This is a genomic window from Aquirufa echingensis (assembly GCF_042714525.1).
Classification (GTDB): Bacteria; Bacteroidota; Bacteroidia; order Cytophagales; family Spirosomataceae; genus Aquirufa; species Aquirufa echingensis.
In genome coordinates, this window is record NZ_JBBKYA010000002.1 from 524,396 (window position 1) to 548,905 (window position 24,510).

General features: G+C 43.4%; 23 protein-coding genes and 1 tRNA gene. 11 read left to right on the forward strand and 13 right to left on the reverse strand.

The features are described from left to right. Window positions 1–30 precede the first annotated feature (30 nt). Window positions 31–1,011 (reverse strand): bifunctional heptose 7-phosphate kinase/heptose 1-phosphate adenyltransferase, encoded by a 981-nt coding sequence (locus SKC38_RS04945; RefSeq protein ID WP_377975617.1) that lies wholly within the window; start codon window positions 1,009–1,011, stop codon window positions 31–33. Between the two features lie 3 nt (window positions 1,012–1,014). After that, the gene (moaA, locus tag SKC38_RS04950) at window positions 1,015–2,010 is read right to left on the reverse strand and encodes a GTP 3',8-cyclase MoaA (protein ID WP_377975619.1); all 996 of its coding nucleotides are present in this window, start codon (window positions 2,008–2,010) and stop codon (window positions 1,015–1,017) included. Between the two features lie 23 nt (window positions 2,011–2,033). Here moaA and SKC38_RS04955 point away from each other — a divergent pair, with 23 nt between their 5' ends. From SKC38_RS04955 to SKC38_RS04985, 7 genes are all read left to right on the forward strand, one after another. After that, complete coding sequence (locus SKC38_RS04955) at window positions 2,034–2,279, forward strand: MoaD/ThiS family protein (protein WP_377975621.1); 246 nt, start codon at window positions 2,034–2,036, stop codon at window positions 2,277–2,279. A 61-nt stretch (window positions 2,280–2,340) separates the two neighbouring features. Further along, the gene (locus SKC38_RS04960) at window positions 2,341–4,200 is read left to right on the forward strand and encodes an NADH-quinone oxidoreductase subunit 5 family protein (protein ID WP_377975623.1); all 1,860 of its coding nucleotides are present in this window, start codon (window positions 2,341–2,343) and stop codon (window positions 4,198–4,200) included. Then, window positions 4,200–5,858: a complex I subunit 4 family protein gene (locus SKC38_RS04965; protein WP_377975625.1), complete on the forward strand. Its 1,659-nt coding sequence runs from the start codon at window positions 4,200–4,202 to the stop codon at window positions 5,856–5,858. Before SKC38_RS04960 ends, SKC38_RS04965 begins: the two co-directional genes overlap by 1 nt. Further along, entirely contained in the window at window positions 5,858–6,214 is a 357-nt protein-coding gene (locus tag SKC38_RS04970; protein ID WP_377975627.1) for a TM2 domain-containing protein, read from the forward strand. The genes SKC38_RS04965 and SKC38_RS04970 overlap by 1 nt, the downstream gene beginning before the upstream one ends. 18 nt (window positions 6,215–6,232) lie before the next feature. After that, a complete protein-coding gene (locus SKC38_RS04975) occupies window positions 6,233–7,129 on the forward strand; it encodes a hydroxypyruvate isomerase family protein (RefSeq protein ID WP_377975628.1) in 897 nt (298 codons plus the stop codon). A 545-nt stretch (window positions 7,130–7,674) separates the two neighbouring features. Then, window positions 7,675–10,560, forward strand: coding sequence for an Ig-like domain-containing protein (locus SKC38_RS04980; RefSeq protein ID WP_377975630.1), 2,886 nt, complete (start codon window positions 7,675–7,677; stop codon window positions 10,558–10,560). A 35-nt stretch (window positions 10,561–10,595) separates the two neighbouring features. Next, window positions 10,596–10,672, forward strand: a tRNA-Pro gene (locus tag SKC38_RS04985). 33 nt (window positions 10,673–10,705) lie between these two features. On the opposite strand, the gene SKC38_RS04990 is transcribed toward SKC38_RS04985, so the two are convergent. The 8 genes from SKC38_RS04990 to SKC38_RS05025 form a co-directional block, all read right to left on the reverse strand. Beyond that, the gene (locus SKC38_RS04990) at window positions 10,706–11,479 is read right to left on the reverse strand and encodes an SDR family NAD(P)-dependent oxidoreductase (RefSeq protein WP_377975632.1); all 774 of its coding nucleotides are present in this window, start codon (window positions 11,477–11,479) and stop codon (window positions 10,706–10,708) included. A gap of 50 nt (window positions 11,480–11,529) precedes the next feature. Beyond that, window positions 11,530–13,230 (reverse strand): tetratricopeptide repeat protein, encoded by a 1,701-nt coding sequence (locus SKC38_RS04995; protein WP_377975633.1) that lies wholly within the window; start codon window positions 13,228–13,230, stop codon window positions 11,530–11,532. Between the two features lie 160 nt (window positions 13,231–13,390). Then, entirely contained in the window at window positions 13,391–14,323 is a 933-nt protein-coding gene (locus tag SKC38_RS05000; protein WP_377975635.1) for a PstS family phosphate ABC transporter substrate-binding protein, read from the reverse strand. Beyond that, window positions 14,313–14,558, reverse strand: a complete 246-nt coding sequence (locus SKC38_RS05005; protein WP_377975637.1) for a hypothetical protein — start codon at window positions 14,556–14,558, stop codon at window positions 14,313–14,315. The genes SKC38_RS05000 and SKC38_RS05005 overlap by 11 nt, the downstream gene beginning before the upstream one ends. Before the next feature lie 69 nt (window positions 14,559–14,627). Continuing rightward, window positions 14,628–15,446, reverse strand: coding sequence for an energy transducer TonB (locus SKC38_RS05010; protein ID WP_377975639.1), 819 nt, complete (start codon window positions 15,444–15,446; stop codon window positions 14,628–14,630). A 34-nt stretch (window positions 15,447–15,480) separates the two neighbouring features. After that, the gene (locus SKC38_RS05015; protein WP_377975641.1) at window positions 15,481–15,996 is read right to left on the reverse strand and encodes an ExbD/TolR family protein; all 516 of its coding nucleotides are present in this window, start codon (window positions 15,994–15,996) and stop codon (window positions 15,481–15,483) included. Window positions 15,997–16,022: 26 nt separating this feature from the next. Next, window positions 16,023–16,622 (reverse strand): ExbD/TolR family protein, encoded by a 600-nt coding sequence (locus tag SKC38_RS05020; protein ID WP_315577389.1) that lies wholly within the window; start codon window positions 16,620–16,622, stop codon window positions 16,023–16,025. Window positions 16,623–16,690: 68 nt separating this feature from the next. Further along, window positions 16,691–17,527 (reverse strand): MotA/TolQ/ExbB proton channel family protein, encoded by an 837-nt coding sequence (locus tag SKC38_RS05025; RefSeq protein WP_377975643.1) that lies wholly within the window; start codon window positions 17,525–17,527, stop codon window positions 16,691–16,693. A gap of 349 nt (window positions 17,528–17,876) precedes the next feature. Here SKC38_RS05025 and SKC38_RS05030 point away from each other — a divergent pair, with 349 nt between their 5' ends. Further along, window positions 17,877–18,206, forward strand: coding sequence for a DciA family protein (locus SKC38_RS05030; RefSeq protein WP_377975645.1), 330 nt, complete (start codon window positions 17,877–17,879; stop codon window positions 18,204–18,206). On the opposite strand, the gene SKC38_RS05035 is transcribed toward SKC38_RS05030, so the two are convergent. Genes SKC38_RS05035 through SKC38_RS05045 form a run of 3 tightly spaced genes read right to left on the reverse strand, consistent with a single transcriptional unit; the run spans window position 18,203 to window position 20,862 of the window. Then, complete coding sequence (locus tag SKC38_RS05035; protein WP_377975647.1) at window positions 18,203–19,372, reverse strand: glycosyltransferase family 87 protein; 1,170 nt, start codon at window positions 19,370–19,372, stop codon at window positions 18,203–18,205. The two genes, SKC38_RS05030 and SKC38_RS05035, sit on opposite strands and share 4 nt — an antisense overlap. Beyond that, window positions 19,347–20,129: a polysaccharide deacetylase family protein gene (locus tag SKC38_RS05040; protein ID WP_377975649.1), complete on the reverse strand. Its 783-nt coding sequence runs from the start codon at window positions 20,127–20,129 to the stop codon at window positions 19,347–19,349. The genes SKC38_RS05035 and SKC38_RS05040 overlap by 26 nt, the downstream gene beginning before the upstream one ends. Before the next feature lie 4 nt (window positions 20,130–20,133). Then, window positions 20,134–20,862 (reverse strand): glycosyltransferase family 2 protein, encoded by a 729-nt coding sequence (locus SKC38_RS05045; protein ID WP_377975651.1) that lies wholly within the window; start codon window positions 20,860–20,862, stop codon window positions 20,134–20,136. Between the two features lie 88 nt (window positions 20,863–20,950). Between SKC38_RS05045 and SKC38_RS05050 the strand changes: the two genes are divergently transcribed. Genes SKC38_RS05050 through SKC38_RS05060 form a run of 3 tightly spaced genes read left to right on the forward strand, consistent with a single transcriptional unit; the run spans window position 20,951 to window position 24,457 of the window. Then, window positions 20,951–21,853 (forward strand): S66 peptidase family protein, encoded by a 903-nt coding sequence (locus SKC38_RS05050; protein ID WP_377975653.1) that lies wholly within the window; start codon window positions 20,951–20,953, stop codon window positions 21,851–21,853. Between the two features lie 44 nt (window positions 21,854–21,897). Next, the gene (locus SKC38_RS05055) at window positions 21,898–23,427 is read left to right on the forward strand and encodes a YifB family Mg chelatase-like AAA ATPase (RefSeq protein ID WP_377975655.1); all 1,530 of its coding nucleotides are present in this window, start codon (window positions 21,898–21,900) and stop codon (window positions 23,425–23,427) included. A 25-nt stretch (window positions 23,428–23,452) separates the two neighbouring features. After that, window positions 23,453–24,457 carry a thioredoxin family protein gene (locus SKC38_RS05060; RefSeq protein ID WP_377975657.1) on the forward strand — a complete coding sequence of 335 codons (1,005 nt, stop codon included), beginning with the start codon at window positions 23,453–23,455 and terminating at the stop codon, window positions 24,455–24,457. Window positions 24,458–24,510 lie beyond the last annotated feature (53 nt).

A 24,510-nucleotide genomic window follows, 5' to 3' on the forward strand; every position in this document is an offset into this window, starting at 1 on the left:
GAATCCCTAGGCTAAAGCCTAGGGTTATCATTATAGAAGGCTTGAGGCCTCTCTTTTTAGTAAATTCACCTCAATCGGCACCACGCCTAAAAACTCACACACCAAACCTCCGCCTAGGTTCGCGAGTTCAGCGATTTGTGATGGACTAGCTCCCGCTGCCAAAGCACATGCAGCAATCGAAATCACCGTATCGCCCGCACCCGAGACATCCGCAATTTGACGAATGTGTGCTGGAATGGCTACCTGCTCCGACCGAAAATCCATATATACACCACGCTCGGAAAGCGTCACAAAAAGCCCCTCAAATCCTTGCGATTCTTTAAATTTTTTCACCGTTGCCGGCAAGGCTAAAGCACTCAAATCCGAAGAATCCAAGCCCAAACCATCTCGCAATTCATGTAAATTCGGCTTAAATAAGCTAGCTCCGCGATATGCAAAGAAGTTCTTTTTCTTCGGATCAACGACGGTAGGAATTCCCGCCTCACGAGCCAATCCCATCACTTCCTGAATCAAGCCTTCGCTCAAAACTCCCTTGTCGTAATCTTCGAAAATAATCACATCAACGTCCTTAATAGACGCCCGAATCGCCGAAACCAATGCAACGGTTGAGGCCGATGAAATAGCTTGCTCTGTCTCCGAATCCACGCGGATTAATTGTTGGGACCCCGCAATCACACGCTCTTTGATAGTTGTAAGCCGACCGGCCTCTTGGATGATTCCATCCACCGACAAGCCTGCATCAACTAAAATTTGCTTCAAGGCATCACCCGTCGCATCATCCCCGATCACGGAAAAAACCAAAGGTTTGGCACCTAAACTTGCGACATTCAACACCACATTGCCCGCACCACCCAATCGAGATTCACGCTTCACCACATTCACCACAGGCACGGGTGCCTCCGGCGAAATACGCGTCACTTTGCCCCAGGTATAAGCATCCACCATGAGATCCCCGATCACCATGACCCGCAGCTTCGAAAAGCCATCAATAATATTCGCTAATGCGCTCATAAATTATCCTCCTATCGTCGTCATCGATTCATTGATAACGCCCTTTCTATTATTTTCCGCCTCAAAACCATCCAATGGCCTTTTGGCATATAGTTCTAAAAACACTTGTCGGAGCTCCTCATCCGTCACACCCTTGCGAATATACGCTTTCAAATCAAAAACGCCATCATCATATAAACAGGTTTTCACCTGCCCTTTGGCAGTCAATCGAACCCGATTACAAGTCCCACAAAAGGTTCTCGTAAAAGCAGCAATAATCCCCACGTCCCCCAAATGCCCCGGAATCTCATAGCGATTCGCCGTTTCGCCTCCCTGCATCAATATGGGCCTAAGCAAAGGATACACCGTTTTCAACTCATTCAAAATCCGTTCATGGTTCCAAAACAAGGTTCCTTCCACTAAACCCGAACCATTAAATGGCATCTCCTCAATATACCGCACCGAAACGGGCAGGTCTTTGGTCAAAGCTGCCAAAGCCAAAATATCTTGCTCATTCTGCCCTTTCATCACCACGGCATTGATTTTCACCTCAAATCCTTCAGCCACCAAGCGCAATAAATTTTGGAAGACAATTTCATAATCATCCCGACGGGTTATCTGCTTAAAACGATCGCGATCCAAGGCATCCAAACTCAAATTCACGGAGCGAATACCCAAGGCCTTCAATTGGTCTATATAATCGCCAATCAACACCCCATTGCTCGTCAAACAAATCTCTAAACCTTCCAAAGCCGAAATTTCCGTCAGAAAATCCATCAGACCATTTCGCACAAAAGGCTCTCCGCCCGTAATCCGAACCTTGTTAATTCCCATGCCATGCATCACCCGCACCACCCGCGACATTTCTGCCCAGGTCAACAATTCCCGCTCCGGCATGTAGACAATTCCCTCCGCAGGCATGCAATACGAACAACGTAAATTGCATCGATCCGTCACCGCCAGACGTAAATACGTCATCGGCCGACCGTGATTATCCAAGAGTTGATTATCTTTATACATTCGACCTGCAAATTACAAAATTAATGGCCACCTATACCTTACTCCTCTTCGGCATTTGTCGAGATTTATTAAAAAAAGATGAAATATCCATTGTGACAGAGCAGCTGGTGGATGCACAAACACTTTTGAGCATCGTTAAAAACGCGCACCCTGAACTTCAGAATCTACCTTCGTTGCGCCTTGCCGCCGACCAGCATTTTCCAAAACCCGATTTCATCATCGAAGAACGCATGGAAATCGCCTTAATTCCCCCTGTTTCTGGTGGATAATTAGCCTTGATTCCCTACAAAATCAGTAGATTATTTTATCTTTGCTTCCTTAAATACTTTTATGCCGATACAAACGATTATTTTAGCGCTACTCATCCTGCCTTGGCTTTCCGCCGGCTTGATTGCGTTGCTCCCTAAAAAAGTCCAAGTCAATGCATCCATCCTACTCGCGGGTCTATTTACCTACCTCGCTTTCCAAGTAGGGCACATGCCAGAAAATATCACGAGTAACCCTTGGTTCAACCTAGGGGGCAAGGAAATTACAGCGAGTTTTTGGGTCACAAAATCCGCCCAATTATTGCTTTTATTGGTCAGCATCGCCGCATTTTTTGTACAGATTTTTTCCAAATCCTACCTCGCGGAAGACCCCAACATCGGTCGTTATTACAGCTATTTACATCTGTTCATCGGGTCGATGACTTTGCTTGTTCTCACAGACCAGATCTACATTTTTTACGGTGCTTGGGAATTGGTGGGAGCCTGCTCTTATTTGCTGATTAGCTTTTGGCATCAAAAAGAAGCCGCCATCAAAGCTGCCAAAAAAGCTTTCTTATTGAACCGAATCGGGGATATTGCATTGCTCTTTGGTCTTGTAGGCCTGAGCCAATACTTTGGAACAAGTGTTTTTTCAGGTATGCACGGAAGTGCTCCCGCAATAATTGGGATTGCCGTAATTCTCGGGGGTATCGGTAAATCTGCCCAATTCCCCTTGATGTCCTGGCTACCAGACGCCATGGAAGGACCTACGCCCGCTTCAGCTTTAATTCACGCGGCAACCATGGTCGCGGCTGGCGTATTTGTTGGCATCCGTGTTTTCCCGTTCATCGGGGAGGAAGCGCATTTATTCATGGGTGTGATTGGTGCGATTTCGCTCGTATCAGGTGCATTTTTTGCCCTATTTCAAAACGACATCAAAAAGGCTTTGGCCTATTCGACCATTTCACAACTAGGTTTAATGTGGCTGGGCATGGGATCTAGCGCCTCGCTATTCCACCTTTACGCACACGGCATTTTCAAGGCAGGACTTTTCCTAACAGCGGGTTCGGTGATTCATTATTTGCACCATCAAAAAGCGACACATCATGCCGATGCACAAAGTCTTCACAACATGGGAGGCTTGCGGAAACAATTGCCGCTGAGTTTTATTGCCTACCTGATTTTTGGCGCGGGGATGTTGGGTATTCCCTTCACGAATGGCTTTTACAGCAAGGAAAACATCGCAGGTTTCTTGTGGGATTCGGCGCAGCATAGCGCCTATGCGAATTATTACTATGTGCTTTTAGGCGCATTGGCATTGGGAATGGGCTTAACGGCGACCTATATGTGCCGACAAATTTATTTGATTTTCTTAGGCCAAAACCGTGGTGGTCATAGTCTTGAAAAATCACAAAACGAATGGTTGCAAGTCATTCCAATCAGTTTACTGATATTGTTGAGTTTATTTTGCTGGATTTCCATGAATCCGATGGACGCGCATCATTCCGTATTTCTAGCTTTCTTCCACATTGAAAATTATCATATTCCTGGATTTTGGTTGGGCATTACCGCTGGTTCATGGATTGTTGGCTTAGGCATCACTATCCTGACACGCCGCTGGGTTCCTTCCAAAAATTATCAATTTCTTGGATTTATTTGGCCTTCAACTTATCGATTGGCATGGTACATCGGCCAACAAATGCAGCGATTCGATGCGCGTATCGTTGATAGAATCGTCGTTAAATTCACAGAATTACAAGTTATCATCGCCCACCTAAGCGCATGGACCGACCGTCATTTGGTTGATGGTTCTGTGAGCCTAATTGCTTCCACAAGTCGCGCTTTGGGCGCTCGATTACAAACATGGCAGTCGGCGCAATTGCACCGCTACTGGTTTTGGGTATTCTTCACATTGGTTTTCATCCTAATTTACCTTTTGTATTAATGGGAAACTTATCATACATCATTCTATTGCCGCTAATTGCCTCCCTCGTGGTTGGGTTTGGAAAATTAGGCGCAAGCTATGCAAGGCTAATAGCCATTGCGGTGGCAGGCATTCAGCTTTTAATTTTGGCCAAAATCGCCTTGGTTTTTGACCCTGCGCAGGCTGGATTTCAATCAACAGAATCCTTCGACTGGATCCACCTAAACCTCGGAAGTCTAGGACATTTTGTCTCCCATTATTCCTTGGGTGTGGATGGATTAAGTATCGGATTGATCTTGTTGACCGGATTAGTGAGTTTTGTTGCCTTGTGGAACTCCCAAGACATACACGAAAAAATCGAGGGATATTATGCCTTGGTGTTGCTATTGAACGCTTCCCTAATGGGCTGTTTTTTAGCGCGGGACATGTTCTTGTTCTACGTCTTCTTTGAATTCATGTTATTGCCAATGTATTTCTTAATCGGAATTTGGGGAGGACCGCGTCGGAATTATGCATCGTTGAAATTCTTCATCTACACCTTAGTAGGTTCATTGTTTATCCTAATTGTGATGTTGGGAATTGCTTTGGCATATATGGACCCTTATGAAACCGCATTATCCTTACAGAAATTAGGCATTAATCAAGGCTTTGGCATCGAGGCTTTGCAATCCATGCAAACTGCATTAGCAGCACATGAAATTGCTCCAAATCAAATCGTACATAGCTTTGATTTACAGGTATTAAGTGATCCTAAAAACTGCCAACCCAACAACTTATTCAGTCCACAATCGGGATTCCTATTAGGCGGATTATCGGGACGTGCCTGGGGATTCTGGTTATTGTTTATTGGCTTTGCGATCAAATTGCCTTTGGTTCCTTTGCATACTTGGTTACCCGATGCACACGTGGAAGCACCTACGCCTATTTCGGTTTTATTGGCCGGTGTCTTATTGAAAATAGGGGCTTATGGCTGGTTGCGCATGGCGATTCCGTTCTTCCCGACGGAGGCCGTTGACGCGGCAGGTATCATGGCCGGATTAGGAGTCTTGTCCATTATTTACGGGGCATACAATGCCTTAGCCATGACGGATTTGAAGAAATTAGTCGCTTATTCATCCGTATCACACATGGGCTTTGTGTTGGTCGGAATCGCATCCTTCACCCCAGAAGGCTGGCAGGGTGCCATCTTCCAATTATTATCCCATGGAATTTTATCATCCTTATTATTCTTGATGGTAGGCGTGTTGTACAGTCGGACAGGCAATCGCCAAATCGACAATTTCTCAGGCTTAGCAAGTAAAATGCCTTGGTTCACGGTCGTATCCGGCATAGCGATTTTCGCTTCATTGGGCTTACCAGGATTCTCTGGGTTTATCGGTGAATTTTTCAGTTTAATGGGAGCCTTTACGAGCACGCATTTAACACCCATTTATGCTATCCTAGGTGGATTGGGCATCTTATTGGGCGCAGGCTATTTATTATGGACCTTCCAAAAGATATATTTAGGCAATTATTATGTGCGTGAAAGCACTTGGGAATTACCTGACTTGAACTTACTCGAGAAGTTCAGTCTTTTTGGATTAGGCATCCTAAGTATCATTTTCGGAATTTTCCCGGGAATCATTTTTGAGCTAAGTGAAATTTTCGTAACTAACAGCTTGAATCTAATTTTTCACTGATGAACTCGAACATCCTTCCCCAATTGGCTAGTTTAGATTTGGCAGAAGCCAATGGCCTCACGCCAATTTTACAGGGGATGTCGGAGGAGCAACAATCACAATTCATGTCGATTTACCTGAGCAAGCGCCGCGATCCGGTCTTGATTTTGATATGTACGTTGGCCGGATTTGTGTGTTTTGCAGGACTTCAACGCTTCATTACGGATCGAATCGGTTTGGGATTGCTCTATTTTTTTACGGGTGGATTTTTATTGATTGGTACCATCATTGATCTCTTTCGTTACAAATCCATCGCACGCGCATACAATGAAAAAATTGCTCACCAAACGGCGAGCATGCTTGCAAATTTCAATTAAACCTATCAAACAAAGACTATGAAAAACAATTTGAGTCGGAGAGAAATCCTAAAAAGCTCGGCAGGATTAGCCGGTTTGGGATTATTCGGTTCGTCCATGGAGGACCGTTTCAAGAAAGCGGATATCGCCGTGGGTGCAGACCTTAAAGGCAAAGTACAGCATTCGGCTTGTCGCTGGTGTTATGATAAAATTCCGTTTGAAGAATTAATCGTGAATGCCAAACGCATCGGCTTAACCTCCATCGAATTAACGGGTCCTGAGGAATGGGACATCTTGAAAAAATACGACATGACCGCGGCAATCGGTTGGGGTAAATACCCAGCGGGCATGAACATCCCGAACTTCTTTAATAAGGTCAAAAACCACGATGCTTTGGTAGGTTTCTACGAAGATATCATACCAAAAGCTGCGAAAGCCGGCGTAAAAAACATCATTACTTTCTCGGGAAACCGCGATGGCATGAGCGATGAAGATGGATTGATCAATTGCAAAAAAGGCTTACAACGCATCATGAAAACGGCGGAACGTTACGATGTGACGATTTCGATGGAATTATTGAACTCCAAAGTGAACCACAAAGATTACCAAGCTGATACAACCGAATGGGGCGCAGCACTTTGTGAGATGGTGGGTTCGGATAAATTCAAATTGCTGTACGACATCTACCACATGCAAATCATGGAAGGGGACGTAATTGCGACAATTAAGAAATACTATCCGTACATCTCCCACTACCATACCGGTGGTGTTCCAGGACGTAATGAGATTGATGATACGCAGGAATTAAATTACCGCGCGATCATCAAAGCGATTTACGACACAGGATATAAAGGATACATTGGCCAGGAATTCATTCCGGCTCGCGAAGATAAAATGGCTTCTCTTGCACAGGCCGTTGGCATCTGCGATATCTAAAATTATCATCTTATTGATTTTCCTGCCAGCCTCCGATGATCGGGGGCTGGCTTTTTTTTATCGTTAAGTTGATAATCTGCGATGGGATTCATATTGGGAATGAGATGCCATGAGCATTCGGTTTATTTTCACGTAGAAATCCTCAGACTAAAGTCTGAGGTTATAAATAGCTTATGACCCCAGACCTTATTCTGGGGCAGCCAAAGGCAAACCAAACTTATAACCCCAGACTTTAGTCTGGGGGTCCCAAGGCCAAGGCCTAGAGAGCGCCGAAGGCGAACAAACCTGATAATCCTAGGCTTTAGCCTAGGGATGCCGAAGGCGAACATAACCTAGATAACCCTAGGCTTTAGCCTAGGGATGCCAAAGGCGAAGTAAACCTAGATAACCCTAGGCTTTAGCCTAGGGAGCACCGAAGGCGAACAAAACCTATATATAACCCTAGGCTTTAGCCTAGGGAAACGCCGAAGGCGAATAACACCCAACCCTAGAATCCGGACTTCGGACTTTTTAAGTCTGGGGCTATAAAACCTAACCCTAATAAAATGAAACTTCTCCTCCTCCTCCTCCCCTTCCTCGCATTTCCCCAATGCCCCACCATAACCCAACAACCCCAGTCGCAGGCCGACTGCGATGGTAACTCGATTCGGATGATCGTGGGGAGTAATGGGACAACTTTCCAATGGGAGAAGAAAAGACCTCAGGATGCGAATTTCTCAGCAATTACAGGGGCAACACAAGCGAATTACCAAATCATGCCCACCGGAAATACAGCTAATCCAACAGGGACGCAATACAGGGTGAAAGTGGGTATCGGGAGCTGCTTCGTTTATTCAAATCCTGCAAGCATACAACTACGCAAAATCAATTCCATCCTGAATCCGGCGATTTGCGAGCGAGGAAATGGTGTTTTGGAGTCCGTCCAAACCGAAGGGGCAACCCAATTCCAGTGGATGCGCTCAGTTAATGGTGGGGCATTCAGCGATTTGGTAGATGATAATCAATTTCAAGGGAGCCAACAAAATCAATTACGCATCACACGGGCCAGCGCGAATCTCGATGGACAGAAATTCAAAATACGCATTGACTTTACGGTCAGCCCGAATAACGATAATGAAGGCTCAACGAGTAATCAGAATCAAACCGCAACATGTCCACGTACTTCATCTGAAATCACCATACAAATCAAACTCAGCCCCATACCCCGACATGCCGCAAACACTTATTCAGGGTGTATCAATCAGGCCTTTTCCGTCAATGCTTCGGGCTGTTCACCCTATACAACACAATGGTATGATGCCCAGCGAAACCCCATCGGATCAGGCGCGCGCTTACTTGTAACGCATACTGACGAAAATCCGCGAACATACTTCGCCGCTTGCAACAACGCCGGATGCGAAAGTCCCCTATCTGCTGGGACGCAAGCTCAAGCGTTTCCAAAACCAGCACCGCCCGAAAATGCTGGAACTGTAACAGAAATTTGCCCAGGTCTTACGATTACTTTTAAAGCAAGTGGAGGGGTTAATAATATTTGGTATCAGAATGCCACAAGTACTAGCCCATTGAGTACAGCAACGACCTATTCCTCAACCGCAAATCCTGAAAATAGCACCTTGACCCGCTATGTATCTCAAAAAATCAATGGATGCGAAAGTGATCGAACTGCTATAGCTGTCCGAATTCGTTCGGCCGCTGCATGCAACCCCGTAGATAGTACAAATTCAAATCCACCACCTATTGTTAACCCGCCCCCCATTGTGAATCCACCTCCCGGTGACACAACATCAAAGCCATTACCTCGCGTCCAATTAAGTTACCAACTCCGACAAAACTGCGGTTCGGCGACATATGGTTTGCATGTAAGCGGCTGCCCCATGAGTACGCAAATCACCATAAACCGACAAACAACCTTCGTAAGCAATGATTTCGAATCCTACATTCCCGATAACACGGAACTACATATCACCTGTCCTGAGAGCATCAGCGAACCGCTAACTATTTTCCTTCCCGGGCTTAATCCACCTGAAATAAACATACAGACCAACTACAATAATTTCGTTTGTGAGGGCGATAAAACAAGCCTAGGCATTCAATTGCCGAACGGCGCCAACATGGTCGGCTGGGAATATAATGGCCATCTTTTTACACAGCAAAACTATCTCAACGAAGTCCTAGCACCGGGTAATTACCAAGCCATCATTCAGCGAAATGCCTGCACTTATCGAAGTGAATCCATATATATTGAAGTCCATCCCAAACCTGCACCGCCAACACTCGTCAGTACTGCAAGGCATATTTGTGTTGGGGATTCCGCTCTGGTCCGTACGATTAATTCACATCCCTTCTATTTATGGAATGCACTTGATACTGATTCAACATTCATCATATTTGGCAAACAAGCCAGCAATATTTTGGTTCAAGCGCAAGTTTCAGACGATAGAACTTGTTGGTCAGTCCCGAGCAAAACACTAAGTATCCAAGTGAACCCAACACCCGAGAAACCAAGGATCCTTTTACTAAAAAACGGAGGATTTTGTCGGGGGGACTCGACAAAATTGACCCTAAATAAAACCGGCATCAATTACCGTTGGTCCACAGGAGAAACGCAGAACATTATTTACTCCGTCCGTCCTGCCTCCTACGAAGTAGCTTGGCAGGATTCAATGGGTTGTTGGTCTCCACTTAGCGAATCCATGACAACATTCCACTTCCCAGACGAACAGCAGCCAAACATCCAAGCAAGCAATCGGCAATTTTGTTTAGGGGAATACATCATTATTCATGCATCACCGGCATTCGAGTACCATTGGAGTACCGGTGCAAAAAGCGATTCAATTATAGTCGCAACGAGTGATGTCATCTACTTAAAAACACAAAACGAATATGGTTGTTGGTCCCCACCCAGCCTCCCCATCCGAGTAATCGCCCAAGAAAACCCCTGGATGCCCAAACTTATTCGATCAGGGATTTACTTTATTGTTGCCTCCAACCAAGAACCCATCTCTAAATATGAATGGATACTAAATAAGAATCGCTTAAAGGACACGACAGCACAAATCAAAATGCGACAATCCGGATTATTTCAGGTGAGAGCCATTCGAAAATATGAAATGGCCGATGCCAAACCCATTCAATGTTATTCTCCCTTTCAAGTAGCAAGTTTCGGTATTCCCCCAGACGACCCAGGCGTACATGTATATCCGAATCCAAACAAAGGAGAAAAAATGCAAATCGAAATACAGGAATCCCTTGAAAACATTGAAGTCATTTTGTATAACCTTCAAGGAATAAGTATAAAACATTGGCAAATGAGAGACTCCATGCAAATTCAACGCATTGAACTCGCTGATGTCCTTTCTGGCACGTATATGTTGTCCATGTTTACGGAAAAATGGTCAAGCGTCAATCGAATATTCATCGTTTCAGATTGACAAAAAAGCGTCCGATATATACCTTTGCAGAAAATCGGGATGTAGCGCAGTCCGGTAGCGTACACGTCTGGGGGGCGTGTGGTCGCAGGTTCAAATCCTGTCATCCCGACCAACAAAAAAGGCCAGCTTTCGCTGGCCCTTTGGCTTATTCATAAATCCCTTTGGCGACTTTTTCGCTAATGGCTTTGGGAGCAACCCAGGCTAGGAATGCCCCTAATTTATTGACCATTCCCGTAATCACCTCGATCTTCTTCGCAAACATCCCGTCCACCGCTAATTTGGCTACCGCAGCAGGTGTCATCGTCACCTTTTCTGCTGCCTTGCGTGCCTTATCTTGTAAGTTTGCACGATCATTGAAGTTGGTCGTTGTAGCCCCCGGACTAACAACCGTAACCGAAATACCTTTCTCTTTCCACTCGTGGAATAAACCACGAGAGAAGTTCAACACAAATACTTTCGTTGCGGCATACAAGCTCATGTTTGGAATTGCCTGATAGGCAGTCGAACTCGCGATATTCAAGACATAGGCCTGACCTTTCCCAACCAAATAGGGATAAAACTTTTGGCACATCTCTACCAATGCTTGCATATTAACCTGCATCATTTTTTGATTCTCTTCGAAGGTATATTTTTCGAATTGTCCTACCAAGCCATAACCTGCGTTATTGACCAAGACGCGCAAATCAACTTGCTTTTCTTCGACCCAAGCAACGATACGATCAACAGAACCAACTTCCGATAAATCGGCGACTAGGTAGTCCACCTTCAAGCCGTACTTCTTCTCAAATTCCTCCTTGACCATTTGAAGTTCATAGGAATTGCGAGCGATGAGCAATAAATCATAGCCTTTGATTGCTAGCTCATTCGCGATCTCTTTCCCGATTCCTTTACTAGCTCCTGTTATTAATGCGTATGCCATAATATCTATTCGTTAAAAAAAAGAAGCCCATTGCTGGGCTTCTTAAAATCTTATTTTTTAGGTGCAACAGGTGCACCCGCTGGGGTCGGATTAAAGTACGCCTTTATATCGACATCATCAGGTTTGATTTCTTGTGCTTTCGTGAATAATTCCTTCACTTTGGCTTCATCCTTCGTCACCGATAAATGATAACCACCTAAGAATTTATACGCTTCGAACAATTGGTTTTTATCCTCTTTGTATTGTCCTTTTTCTGCACGTTGTGTTTCCACCGCAGCTAAGAATTTCTCATAATAAGGAGCACCTAACCATTTCGTACCTGTGTAGTCAATTAAGTTATTCGCACGCGCACGGTTGATGTAGAATGGAGGCCATTTGTCATTGATTTCAATCGCCTTCGCAAACATAGAATCAGCACGCATTGCCATCGCTGGACGAGCAATCGTATCCGCCTTATTGATAAATGCAGATGTCAAGTAATAATCCATGGCAACTTTGAAGTAATCACCAGAACCAACTGTCTGTGACTTTTTCACTTTCCATTGAATCGCATTCATTCCAGCCGCTGCAGCATCCGCATAACGCTTTTGCTTGTAACGCACATCGTGAATGATTGAATAAACGTTATTGTTTGTGTCCAAAGGAGCCGCACGCTCTAAGTAAAGCAAAGCCAAAGAATCTTTTCCCAATCCTTGGTATCCTTTACCAAAATACAAATCATCCATGAAATAAGGTTTAACACCTCGCTTCACCATACCGTCTAAGTTGTCGATACCTTGTTGGAAGTTACCCATCTCCACATTAGAATATCCACGCATACGGTAGATGTCATTGTCTTGAACACCTTTCTTATCAGCCTCATCCGTGAATTTCATCGCTCCGTCATAATCTTTCGACAAGAACAATAATTTTGCGGTTTCTAAAGTAACCTGAGGAGTAGCCTCAGCTTTCTCCAAATAGCGACGGAAATAACGTGACGCATTTTTGTATTGGCTACCTACGATTAAATACTCACCGTATTTACGCAATGCAGGTGCATAGTTCGAATCCAAATCAATCGCTTCCTTGTAACGAACTTGCGTTTCTTTGTAGTTCTTACCACGTAAGTATACCGTACCGATTTTCACTTTGGCCTTGATGTTACGAGGCTCTTGCGCAATCGCATTTTCGTATGCAGTTACCGCATTACCACCATCATTCTTGATCAAATAAGCATCTCCTTTTACAATGTAATGCTCAGCAGTAGGTAATTTCTTGTCCTTCATCATACGATCCTGAATCAAATCGATCAAACGAATTGCCTCAGCTGGATCATTGTTATTCGCATTGAATGAATCCTCTTTGCCCAAAATGTAATACATCGAATATGCTTCCGCGATACGGTACATCACATCAATGTTTTTATTTTTTGTCTCCGCTAAAATACGATCAAACTCAACTTTCGCATCGTTCACCTTATTTTGACCTACCAAAATCGAAGCCAAACCTACTTGATTCAAATAGTTCTTAGGATCTGCCGCCTTACCAGCTTCGAATGCCTTACGTGCATTATCCCAATCACGTTGATTCAAGAAATAATATCCCAAATAAAAATAATTTTCTCCTGTAGGCTGAGCAGCAACTAAACCCTCAAAAACCTGTTTCGCACGGCTCGGTTGATGGCGATCCATCATATGCAAACCATCCTGAATTGTTTGCCCGAAAGCCAAATTGGTCAACAACAAACCAACTCCCAAAAGCCACGATTTCATTTTCATCATTGTTAATTAAAATTTTGTTTAAATAGTATTTTTCTTAGGCGTGAACATTAAAATAGTTCAACAAATTACTTTAAAAGTTTAATAAATTTAGAATCACAAATATACTAATATTTCTCCTAAAAATTCAAAATTAAACCCTACAAATTAGCCTTTATTGGCTGATTTGATACTGCCGAATCGTGATAGGTCGGGTCAAAGGAATTAAGCCCGACTTCAAAACAATCAGTTGCCCCATGTCACCACAGACATAATTGACAAATCCTGTCCCTAATCCCAAATACGATTCCTTTAAAATAATCTTCACTTCGCGACGCAAAGGATATTTCTTTAATGCCAAATTATAGCCAAAGGGCTGATAAAATTCAGCCTTTGGCAACGAAGATTCTTTCGCGACCGACATCACATTAACCGAACGAATAAATCCAAGGGAAGTTGGATTATCCCCATCACTAATCCAATTGGATCCGATGATTCCCATCGCATTTGGATGCGATTTAACGTATTCGATTACCTCTTTGTTGGAACCCGCAGCAGATACAGACAATCCGCTATTCCCTAATCCAAACAGGTCAACTAAAAACTTAATGTTACTCGAATTCGCCTTATCCACGACCAATTCAACATCCCCACCGCGAGAAGAACCAATGGATTTCCATGATTTTTCCCGGCCTGAAAGCAATGCCTTCAACTGATCTAGACCTATTAACGTGTCTTTATTGGAAGGATGTACCAATAAAGCAATTCCATCCGCCGCGAACTTGAAACTCCGATAAGTAATTTTCTCACGAGTAAATACAGCCTTCTCAGCATCGGTCAATTCCCGCGTAACAACAGCGCCCCGAACCTTGTCATTGAGTAAATCGGCAATCGCCTCATTCTCAGGCTTGAACTGCAAATTGATATTCGCGAAATGGTAGTTGTCACGAAATGCAACCTTTTCCGCTTCGACAACTCGTTGGAAAGATTCATCTACCCCAAGACTTATCGTCCCGGTTGTTGGCCCATCTTTCACTTCATTTTTTTTCGTACCACAGCTCATCATGACAATTGCAGTCAGTAAGCCGGCCATTAATTTAGTCTTCATATTCAGCATAATTAGATGATTCATCAGCTTCTCGAAAATACAAATAAGCGCGCCAAATCCGAAACAATCCGTACAACATAAATAGGATTCCTAAGAAAAGGGTAATCGGGGCGCCAGCCCATTCACCTAAATCGAATGAAGACCAGAAGGCTACGTATGCACCGAGTAAGGTGTATGCTAAAGCAACAAAAACACGAAAAGAAATATTAACCCAAATGGCCATGGAACGTTTCATAATGGAATTTAAACAATCAGACCTGCCAAATAACATTTAGCAGGTCTGACATGAATCTTCAAATAAAAATTACTCAGATAACACGAACGTGATCGGCTGTGTAAAGCGAGAGCGCACTGGGCGACCCGATTGCTTACCAGGAGTCCATCTTGGTACCGATTTAATTACACGTACGGCTTCTTCGTCGCAACCGAAACCTACAGATTTCAAAACTTGAACGTCTTGGATTGTACCGTCTGTGTTCACAACGAACTGAACGTATACTTTACCTCCCACGTTTGCACGTTGTGCAGCAGATGGGTAACGTAAGTTTTTCTGCAAGAAGGATCCGAATGCACGGGGTCCTCCAGGGAATTCTGCTTGCTGCTCAACCGCTGTAAAGATTTCATCTTCAGCTGGTTTTGGCGGCTCAACTGGCTCAGCGCCTTTTGCATCTGGATCCACTGGTGGCTCATACGTTTCCGTTTCACCTTTCACTGTTTCCGATGCCGTGTTACCACGAACTTCTTCAGGTGGCGGCTCAGGCTTCGTTACTTCCTCATCATGCTTGATTTCTGGAGGTAAGAATTTCGTCGTAGTCACCTTAGGAATTTCTTTGGGTGGTGGCGGCGGCGGCGGTGGAGGCAACTCAACCTTCTTGGTAGGAGCTGGCTTATCCAGTTTCATTACTTCAGCAGTCACCTCAGTCTTTTCTTCTGATTCTGCAGTCAACTGTTTCCAGAAAGCTGCGATTAAAAGAGCACCGACAAAGAGTGCAGAGCCTAGTAATACCGACCGCTTCATTACTTTGGGATACGTCTTGCGAAGAACAAAAGCACCGAATTCACGGTTTTTGTCTTTGAAGATAATATCGTCCAAAGTAGCATTTTGGCTTATTACTTGTGACATAATATTCGTTTAATTTAAAATTAATTTAATAGGTCTATTTACCTGATCGTTTAATCAAAGCTTCCGTATCCGGATCAATCTCCAACAAAGCATAACGCTTATTGTTGGTAATCGCACACTCATCAAGCATATCAATCATATTGCGATATTTTGCTTTTTTCGTAGGCTTAATTACGATGGTAAAATTAGAACCAACCTTCGCCTTAAGATCCGCAATCACTTTGCGAATGCCTGTCTCAGAATAGTTGGTCACCTGCATTACTGTACCTGCTTCAGTAGGAATACCTTGGTAGTAATACACCTTGTCAACATCTGGACACACGGTAAGTGTTTCCGACAATTTAACAGGTGAAGTTTCCTTCGTATCCGTTTTATCAGGCATGTTTAATTGCATGGTAACGGGTTTTGCTAACGTAGTCGTTAACATAAAGAAAGTAATCAACAAGAAGCCTAAGTCCACCATAGGTGTCATGTCGATTTTGGTCGACATCTTTTTACTACGCTTCTTCCCGCCTTTCTTCCCGCCGCCGGAGCTATCTATTTCTGCCATTTCTGTTTGTAATTAAAAATGAAAACTTATTTCGGTTTATTTTCCGGACCAGTTACCAATTGGAAGATATTGATGTTCTGAGCTTGCAAAGTACCGATGATATCAGCAAACACTTTGTAATTAGACTCTTTATCTCCTTTAATAGCAACCTTTAACTCTGGATTAGACAATTTCGCATAACCCACCCAATAAGATAACTCGTTATTTGATGAATCAATTGGAATTCCCTTGCTTAGCTTTTTAGCTTCTGAAGGTTTCATATTCAACACCTGACGCATAGCTCCAAGAGGATAGCCTACAATTTCCGAAGCCATAAAGTTCTTCTTCATTTCAGCCGTTACAGCGATACCATAGCGATTAGCCATACGCTCTAACATAAACTCTCTTGCCATTTGATCATCAGTTGCCAAATAAACGCCTCCTTCTGGTGAAACACTAACCATAAGCATACCATCTTTCGTATTCAAAGGTTTCTCTGAGATAGATGATGGTGGCGTGATTGTAACTGCCTCTTCTGGACGGAACTTCGCGGTTAACATGAAGAACGTCAAAAGAAGGAAAGCCACATCACACATCGCTGTCATGTCGAGTGAGACACTATGTCGTTTAGCTTTAACTTTTGGCATAACAATTATTTTTTTGAACAGTGAATAAAATTGAATGAAAGGGCAAAGCCCCTAAATCAGTTCAAATATTAATTGTGATGTGTAGCGTAGTTTTGGTTAACACTTAAGCCGATTTCATCAATGCTGTAGGTTAACTCATCAATTTTCGCTGTAAATACGTTGTATGCAATGATACAGATCGCTGAAGTACCAATACCTAACGCTGTGTTGATAAGGGCCTCAGAGATACCATTTGCTAACGCTGATGAATCTGTAGATCCACCTGAGTTACCTAATGAAGCAAAGGCCTTGATCATACCAACTACCGTTCCTAATAGACCGATCAAAGTAGATACTGATGCCAATGTTGCAATGATTGTCAAGTTTTTCTCTAACATTGGTAATTCCAATGAAGTAGCTTCTTCAACTTCTTTGCTCAACGCAGCTAATTTTTGCTCCTTATCTAAAGAAGTCTCAGTAATTAACGCTTTGTATTTTTTGATAGCAGATAAAGTAACGTTACCTACTGAACCTTTTTGCTTATCACAAGCTTTCAAAGCTCCTTCAACATCGTCTTTGTCTAAAGCCGCTTGTACTGAACGTACGAATGCGTTAACATCACCAGTACCTTTTGCTTTACCGATTGTGAATAAACGCTCAATTGAAAATGTTAATGCAGTTAAGAAACAAGTCATCAAAACTGGCACAATTACTCCACCTTTGTAAACGACACCAAAGTAATCGCCTGGTAGTGGGTGTCCTTCTGTAGTACCTCCTTCAAAGTGAGAAGGATCTCCCATTACAAAGTTGTAAATAGCTAATGCAATGGCAAAAAGAACAATTAGAATTAAACCGGCAGAAATTCCACCTGATTTTTTTTCAGTTGCAGCTGGCTTAGCAGCTGGCTTTGGTTGTTGTGTACTCATTAGTTTGGTAATTTGGGGTTAAAGAATTATTTTTTTGTTAATAAAACTTGTTGAAAAATGCGGGAGTAGTTTTCATAGGTTTTGCCTCCACAGCTTTTTTCGGTAAAGGCAAAAGTAATAGAATTCTCAATTAATTTGCACACCTGCATTTATCCTCCCTTGCCAAAATACCCACCCAACCCACATCGCTATTGTATTATCTTGATATTTTAACCAAAAATCCCCCCATTATTAGGTACTTTTTTGAGAATTATTTTTTTAAAAAATTTTCAAAAAAAATTAATTTAAACCTATTTACACGCCATAAAGTACCAAAATACTGTACATTTGTCTTCCCAAATTTGTTTCCATGGACTCGCCATTTAGCCCCAAAGGACCCCGTGCTGCAACGCGTAAAAACGATAGCCAACCGCTGAAAGACGCGATCGACGCTCTTCTACGTGTCTATAAACTCCAAAACCAATTCGACGAAACCTCGATCGAAGCTAATTGGGCCGAAATCATGGGCAAACCCATCGCCGCCAGAACCACCAAAGTCTACGCGAAAAACCAGAAATTATACCTGCAAATCGACTCAGCCCCCCTGAAAAAGGAACTTGTCATGGCGAAACAAAAAATGATTGAATTAATAAATAAACATGCCGGCAAAACCGTCATCCAAGAAGTAATCTTCCTCTAATCCTCCCGCGTAGGCTTGCGCAAATCCCACAACAAGCTCAGCCACACGACAAATAGAGGCAATATCATCAACGCATAGCGATTCACATAGGCCTCACGCAAAAACCTCGGGAACAAATCTGTCGGAGAAAAACTCGAAATCAACAGAGTTAATACAAACAAGACCCAGCGCCCACGCGATTTTTCGCCCAAAACAAACCAAAGCCCTACACCCGGGAAGGCCATAATTAAGGTTGGAGATTCTGTACCCGTACTGGCCAACATTAAATAAATCAACACCAAGGCCATCAAGCGCAACTGAAAATCCACATGAAACCATTTCTTCGGCTGAAAATATACCCAAGCCGATAGCAGCAGGGATGGAATCAGAAACCACATATTCGACAATGTGCCATCCCCAGTAATTCGTCGGAACATCCCCATCACACATACATCCGTCCGTAAATTACGAATATCTACATTCAAGGTATTTTTGTGCGACAAGACCTCCATCCACTCGTGGTAACATTGCCAGGTATAATCCCAACCGCCAAATAGAAACGGAAAAAGAAATACCGCCACAAACCAAAACAGCAAATAGGCCGCATAGCGAAAACGCTCTTTGGTGAAAAAGAAAAATACTAAACCTACAATGCCATAAAACTTAATGAATACGCCCAAGGCTATCAATAAGGCCGACCAGCCTAATTTACCCCTTTGCATGAGGATATAACTCCACAAGATCATTGCCACACACAAAGCATGAAACTGCGTATTCAACAGCGCCGTAATAGTTGAATTAAGAATAATCCATAAAATCCAGGAACGCTGTTTTTGGCCTAAAGGCAAATTCCAAACCGCCCAAAACAACATACCCGCATTCAACGCATTCCACACCACCACACTCCAGCCTAAAGGCAAATAAGCATAGGGTGCCATCAAAATCGCAAAGGCGGGACCATATAAATACAGATCAAAATACTCTTTGGGATATAAGGGATACAAATGCATGCCTTGAACAAAATGCCCAAAACTCGACCGGAAAATCTGAAAATTATTGATGTGCGAGTTTATCTCCGAAAGCGAATACTGCTTCCAACCTGTAAAGATTCCCGCTCCTACCCAAATGAAGAGTAAGACATAGAATCGCGCATACCAAGGATTACGATTTGCTGATTTGACCGACATAAGTATCCATTGTTATAAAATCCCCTAAGTCCTCCGACTTCAACCAGCGTAAATATCGCTCCATTTTTTCCAACAATCCACCCTCATGACCACGCTTTACATGACCCGGTAAAGGATAAGCATCCAAATTAGTGAATTCCCAAGGATGGAAATACAAATTCAAAAAACCATTTCGCAAGGAAGCGCGCGTGAAGTACTTATATAGAAAGAGTGGGAAGTTCTTGAAGGCTAACCAAAACAAGGGTATCCGGAAACGTGGCGTGACCGATGCCGGCACCTGCCAAAGCTCCTTTTCAAAAAAAGCTTTCATCGGCTTATCGCGGTGATCATAACGACCTGGAATCCAAGTCGGATTCAAGGAAGAATGATAGGTATAACCAGCCTTCACAATTTCTTCCTCAGGAACATATTGCATGCGCGCCATTCGAAAGCCGTAAATAGGCTTTCCGCTGAGCTTTTCCAACAAATCTTTGGACGATTTTAAATCCGTCTTCTGGTCAAAATGCCCATGGTAATATCCATGTGAAGCTAAGGCGTGCCGGGGATGCAATGCCTTAATCCAATCCGCATTCGCCTCGGCATAAACGCCCGTACAAAATATCGTCACGGGGATTTCATGGCGATCCATCAAATTCATGAATGCTTCCACCCCTTTGCGGGAAACCGACAATTGTTCCTCCAAAGGCAAATCATAGCCATACTCCGTGGGAATATCGCACTCCTCTACATCTAAGGTAATCATGATTTGCGGACGCATAGACTTAGATTAATCGGCGAATTAAGATCGATGTAAAATTAAATAACTCGGTCAAAATCGTCTTGAATTTCATACTCGAAAATTGAATTCCATCTCGCAACTGTACATAAATCCATTCAAAACGAATGTCTTTGGAACGGCTGACCAAAACCAAGAATTCCATATCAAACAGAAAAGCGGAGATTTGGGTCTTCAAAAACAATTCCTTTCCACGCTGATTAAAGCCTTTTAAACCAGATTGAGTATCCTTAACTTTCAAGCGAGGGAAAAACAGGTAGTTCATCAACTTCAAACTCAAGGAAAAAATCTTCCTACGAAGCGGTAACGAATCATAATATTGCTCGTCACGTACGCCCACCACAACATCCACATTTCCCGAAGCTAAGCGACGGTACATTTCGAGCGCGTTTTCCATTTTATAGGGATAATCCGCATCCGTATAAATGATCAAATCGCCTGTTGTTTGTTTCACAGCCTCACGCAATGCGGCGCCTTTACCTACATTTTTAGGTAAATCGATGAAGTGAAACGAAGCGATGCCTGCCTCAAGCAAGGATAAATCGGATGCTTGAATTCCGTGCGAACTCCCATCATTAACGAGATACACGGATACCTGCAAATCTGCAGGCAGTTGATCACGAAATTGCTGAAAATAATGTAGCAAATCCTCCGCCCAGCCCTTATGCGGGTTGTAACAAGGATGTACTAAATCTAAAGATCTTGAGGAAGCCAAGCCGTTTTTTTTACAATAATACGAAATTTCAGGCTTTCCTTTGACGAAAAAAAAGGACATATTTGTAGCTCAACCCAATAAACCCCACATGCAAATTCCCGCGCTTTTAAAAAAAGGTGACCGCGTAGCCATCGTTTCACCCGCTTCTCCGCCTAGCTCCAACCAATGGAAAAAGGGAATTGAAGTATTGGAATCGTGGGGCTTGGAGGTCGTCTTCGCGGAAAATTTTTTAGCTAAACACTTTGGCCTGGCGGGTACCGACGAGCAACGTCGGGCCGACATGCAACAGGCCATAGATGACCCTAGTATCAAAGCCATTTTTCCCTTGCGTGGAGGCTATGGCAGCAGTCGATTTTTGGACGCTTTGAACTTTTCTCGTTTTGTAGAATCGCCCAAATGGATGGTCGGCTTTTCAGACATCACGGCTTTATTATGCCACTTAGACCACTTGCATATTGCGGGTATTCACGGCCCCATGCCAAATAATTTCTGCCAAAAAGGGGGCGATGAGGTCCTAGAATCCTTACAACAACTCCTATTTACCGGGAAAACGGATATTCAAATTCCTTCCCATGAATCCAATCGGGCGGGAGAAACAACATCCACGCTTGTCGGAGGAAATCTATCTTTATTGGCCCACCTCATCGGTTCGGAAAGTTTCCCAAATCCTGAAGGTAAAATTTTATTTATTGAGGAAGTCGGAGAACGCTTATATCACATAGACAGGATGTTGGTCCAACTGAAACGTGCCGGCTACTTTGCTAAGCTAAAAGGTTTGATTATCGGAGGATTTACCGATTGCGATGAGGCCAAATTGGAAATAGGAAAAACTGTGGAAGAACTTGTCCTAGAACATTGCGCAGGGACCGATTATCCCATCGCATTTGATTTCCCTGCAGGTCATATCCCCAACAATTTCGCCTTGCCGTTTGGCACAAAAATCAAGTTCTTGGTAAATAATGAAAATGTCCAAGTTCTTGGACAGATTTAAGCCTTTTCAATATTGAAATCAGCTAGTTTTGGTCAAAAAAAACCATGCTAGCAAAAACCTTTGGCTGTTCCGTTTTTGGCGTAAACGCGGCGCTCATTACGATTGAAACCCATGTAGGACAAGGAAGTAAATGCCATTTAGTTGGCCTCCCCGACTCCACCATCAAAGAAGCCATTTTGCGTGTGGAATCTTCCATGAAACAAATGGGCTGTTTCTTCCCGCGCCGAAAAGTCGTCATCAATCTGGCACCCGCCAATGTGCGAAAAGAAGGCTCATCCTATGACGTAGCCATTGCGCTGTCCATTATCCAAGCATCTGAGCAAATCTACCTTCCCGATTTAGATCAATATGTCATCATGGGTGAATTGGCCTTGGATGGAATCATTCGACCGATCAAGGGAGCCTTGCCGATCGCGATGGAAGCCCGTAAAAATGGAATACGTAAAATAATCTTGCCTTTGGAAAATGCGCATGAAGCCGCCTATGTGGAGGACATGGAGGTTTTTGGAATGGAAACCCTGCAAGAAACCGTCCAATTTTTGCGCGGAAAATCCTTTCACAAACCCATACAAGTAAAACAACACGTGCGAGAATCAAGTGTCCACAAGCTCGATTTTGCCCAGGTTCAAGGACAAGATATGGCCAAAAGGGCGCTTGAAATCGCTGCCGCAGGAGGACATAACCTGATTCTGATTGGTCCACCAGGTGCCGGGAAAACGATGCTTGCGAAGCGTATACCCAGTATTCTACCTCCACTAAGTCTTCAAGAAGCCATGGAAAGCACAATCATACATTCCATCGCAGGGAAACTAGGAGTCCAACAATCCTTAATAAACCAGCGCCCTTTTCGCGCGCCACACCATACAATTTCATCCACGGCCTTAATCGGCGGCGGATCGAATCCGCAACCCGGCGAAATTACCTTAGCGCATCATGGCGTACTATTCCTCGACGAACTCCCTGAATTTTCCAAACATGCCTTGGAAGTGATGCGCCAACCTTTAGAAGACCGCATTGTACACATTTCACGAGCGCGCTATGCCGTTGAGTTCCCAGCTAATTTTATGCTCATGGCTAGCATGAACCCTTGTCCTTGCGGTTACTACAATCACCCATCGAAAGATTGTACTTGCGGGCCTGAAGTAGTCCAACGCTATTTAAATAAAATTTCAGGACCCTTACTCGACCGCATTGACCTTCATATCGAAATTCTTCCGATCCAATTTGAAGAAATGCGCAAACAGAACACGAATGAAACAAGCCAACACATCTATGAACGAGTAATTCAAGCGCGAAAAATTCAAGAAAATCGCTTTGCGAAATTCCCGATGGTCCGAACAAATGCCATGATGGATGGAGGCATGATTCGAGAAATGTGCCCGTTGGATGTGCATTCAGAAATACGTTTAAAATCCGCTATGAATAAATTATCCCTTTCAGCGCGCGCTTATGACCGCATCATCAAAGTTGCCCGAACCATTGCAGATTTAGCGGAAAGTGACAATATAGCGTTGGAACATTTAAGTGAGGCCATCGCCTATCGAAGTTTAGATAGGGAAAATTGGGGAGGATAATGTATTTTTGAAAAAAAGAACCTGTATGAGAATTTTATTCGCCTTTGTATTAAGCACATTCATTGCTTTTTTTGCTAATGCACAGAACCCTTCATTTAAAACGTTGGAAAGTTTTGATGCCATTTTTGCCCGTGCGAAAAAAGAAAACAAACCCATATTCTTCGAGGCCTATCTACCCAATTGCTCCCATTGCATGGCTTATGATGTGACCTTGAAAAACCCAAAAATCAAACAATTTCTTGACAAGAACGTCTTGGCTTACCAACTAGATATCAGCAAGCGTGAAAATGGAATGTTCCTGCGCAAACAAAAAGTGTATGTTCCCTCAACGCCAAGCTTCATTGTGCTTGGGCCAGATGGAAAACCCTGGGATATTCAAAACATGGGCGATGAATTAAATTCAGTCAATGGAATTCTTGCCACATTACAAAAGGCGATAGATCCTCAAAAAAGAGATGAGGCAACTTTAAAAAAATACCTACAAGGTGCACGCGAATTTAATGAGATGATTGGGCTGGCCAATTTCACTCGCATGACCTTGGACACCGTTCAAAACATTGAAATCGTTCAACAACTCGCAGAGGCTTTACCCAAAGACAAATACGAAACCGAACTAGGATTTTTATTAATTCGGAAAGTGATGCTGGACAATAACAATCCCTTGTTTGATCATTTTATCAACAACTTGGCCAATTACCGAAAGTCCAATGACTCGGTTACGGTCAGACAAGCCGCCGAAAACACCCTCATGTCGACTTTGTTTTCTAGTCGGGCCCGAAAATTCAGCCCAGATCGCATCGCGGGAATCAAATATGGCTTACAAAAAATCGGTTTGACAGATGCGCAGATTGCGAATCGTTCCATTGTCTTAGAAGTTCTCATCGACTTAGACAAAGACCAATTGGATGTTGCGACGAATCGAATCAAATCCTATTACCAGGGCAAAGAAATTCCAGCAAAAGAAAAGGAATTTTGGTGCAAATGGTTAAGCCGAAAGTCGGACCCCAAAAATCCTTGTCCGCTTCCTTAATACTTCTTGTTTAATTCTGTAAAATCGAGTAATTTTCAGAATAAGATATGCCT

Bases quoted from the DNA above. Each gene is read 5' to 3' on its own strand.
- SKC38_RS04945 (WP_377975617.1), bottom strand. From the start codon at position 1,011: ATGAGCGCATTAGCGAATATTATTGATGGCTTTTCGAAGCTGCGGGTC.
- moaA (WP_377975619.1), bottom strand. From the start codon at position 2,010: ATGTATAAAGATAATCAACTCTTGGATAATCACGGTCGGCCGATGACG.
- SKC38_RS04955 (WP_377975621.1), top strand. From the start codon at position 2,034: ATGGCCACCTATACCTTACTCCTCTTCGGCATTTGTCGAGATTTATTA.
- SKC38_RS04960 (WP_377975623.1), top strand. From the start codon at position 2,341: ATGCCGATACAAACGATTATTTTAGCGCTACTCATCCTGCCTTGGCTT.
- SKC38_RS04965 (WP_377975625.1), top strand. From the start codon at position 4,200: ATGGGAAACTTATCATACATCATTCTATTGCCGCTAATTGCCTCCCTC.
- SKC38_RS04970 (WP_377975627.1), top strand. From the start codon at position 5,858: ATGAACTCGAACATCCTTCCCCAATTGGCTAGTTTAGATTTGGCAGAA.
- SKC38_RS04975 (WP_377975628.1), top strand. From the start codon at position 6,233: ATGAAAAACAATTTGAGTCGGAGAGAAATCCTAAAAAGCTCGGCAGGA.
- SKC38_RS04980 (WP_377975630.1), top strand. From the start codon at position 7,675: ATGAAACTTCTCCTCCTCCTCCTCCCCTTCCTCGCATTTCCCCAATGC.
- SKC38_RS04990 (WP_377975632.1), bottom strand. From the start codon at position 11,479: ATGGCATACGCATTAATAACAGGAGCTAGTAAAGGAATCGGGAAAGAG.
- SKC38_RS04995 (WP_377975633.1), bottom strand. From the start codon at position 13,230: ATGAAATCGTGGCTTTTGGGAGTTGGTTTGTTGTTGACCAATTTGGCT.
- SKC38_RS05000 (WP_377975635.1), bottom strand. From the start codon at position 14,323: ATGAAGACTAAATTAATGGCCGGCTTACTGACTGCAATTGTCATGATG.
- SKC38_RS05005 (WP_377975637.1), bottom strand. From the start codon at position 14,558: ATGAAACGTTCCATGGCCATTTGGGTTAATATTTCTTTTCGTGTTTTT.
- SKC38_RS05010 (WP_377975639.1), bottom strand. From the start codon at position 15,446: ATGTCACAAGTAATAAGCCAAAATGCTACTTTGGACGATATTATCTTC.
- SKC38_RS05015 (WP_377975641.1), bottom strand. From the start codon at position 15,996: ATGGCAGAAATAGATAGCTCCGGCGGCGGGAAGAAAGGCGGGAAGAAG.
- SKC38_RS05020 (WP_315577389.1), bottom strand. From the start codon at position 16,622: ATGCCAAAAGTTAAAGCTAAACGACATAGTGTCTCACTCGACATGACA.
- SKC38_RS05025 (WP_377975643.1), bottom strand. From the start codon at position 17,527: ATGAGTACACAACAACCAAAGCCAGCTGCTAAGCCAGCTGCAACTGAA.
- SKC38_RS05030 (WP_377975645.1), top strand. From the start codon at position 17,877: ATGGACTCGCCATTTAGCCCCAAAGGACCCCGTGCTGCAACGCGTAAA.
- SKC38_RS05035 (WP_377975647.1), bottom strand. From the start codon at position 19,372: ATGTCGGTCAAATCAGCAAATCGTAATCCTTGGTATGCGCGATTCTAT.
- SKC38_RS05040 (WP_377975649.1), bottom strand. From the start codon at position 20,129: ATGCGTCCGCAAATCATGATTACCTTAGATGTAGAGGAGTGCGATATT.
- SKC38_RS05050 (WP_377975653.1), top strand. From the start codon at position 20,951: ATGCAAATTCCCGCGCTTTTAAAAAAAGGTGACCGCGTAGCCATCGTT.
- SKC38_RS05055 (WP_377975655.1), top strand. From the start codon at position 21,898: ATGCTAGCAAAAACCTTTGGCTGTTCCGTTTTTGGCGTAAACGCGGCG.
- SKC38_RS05060 (WP_377975657.1), top strand. From the start codon at position 23,453: ATGAGAATTTTATTCGCCTTTGTATTAAGCACATTCATTGCTTTTTTT.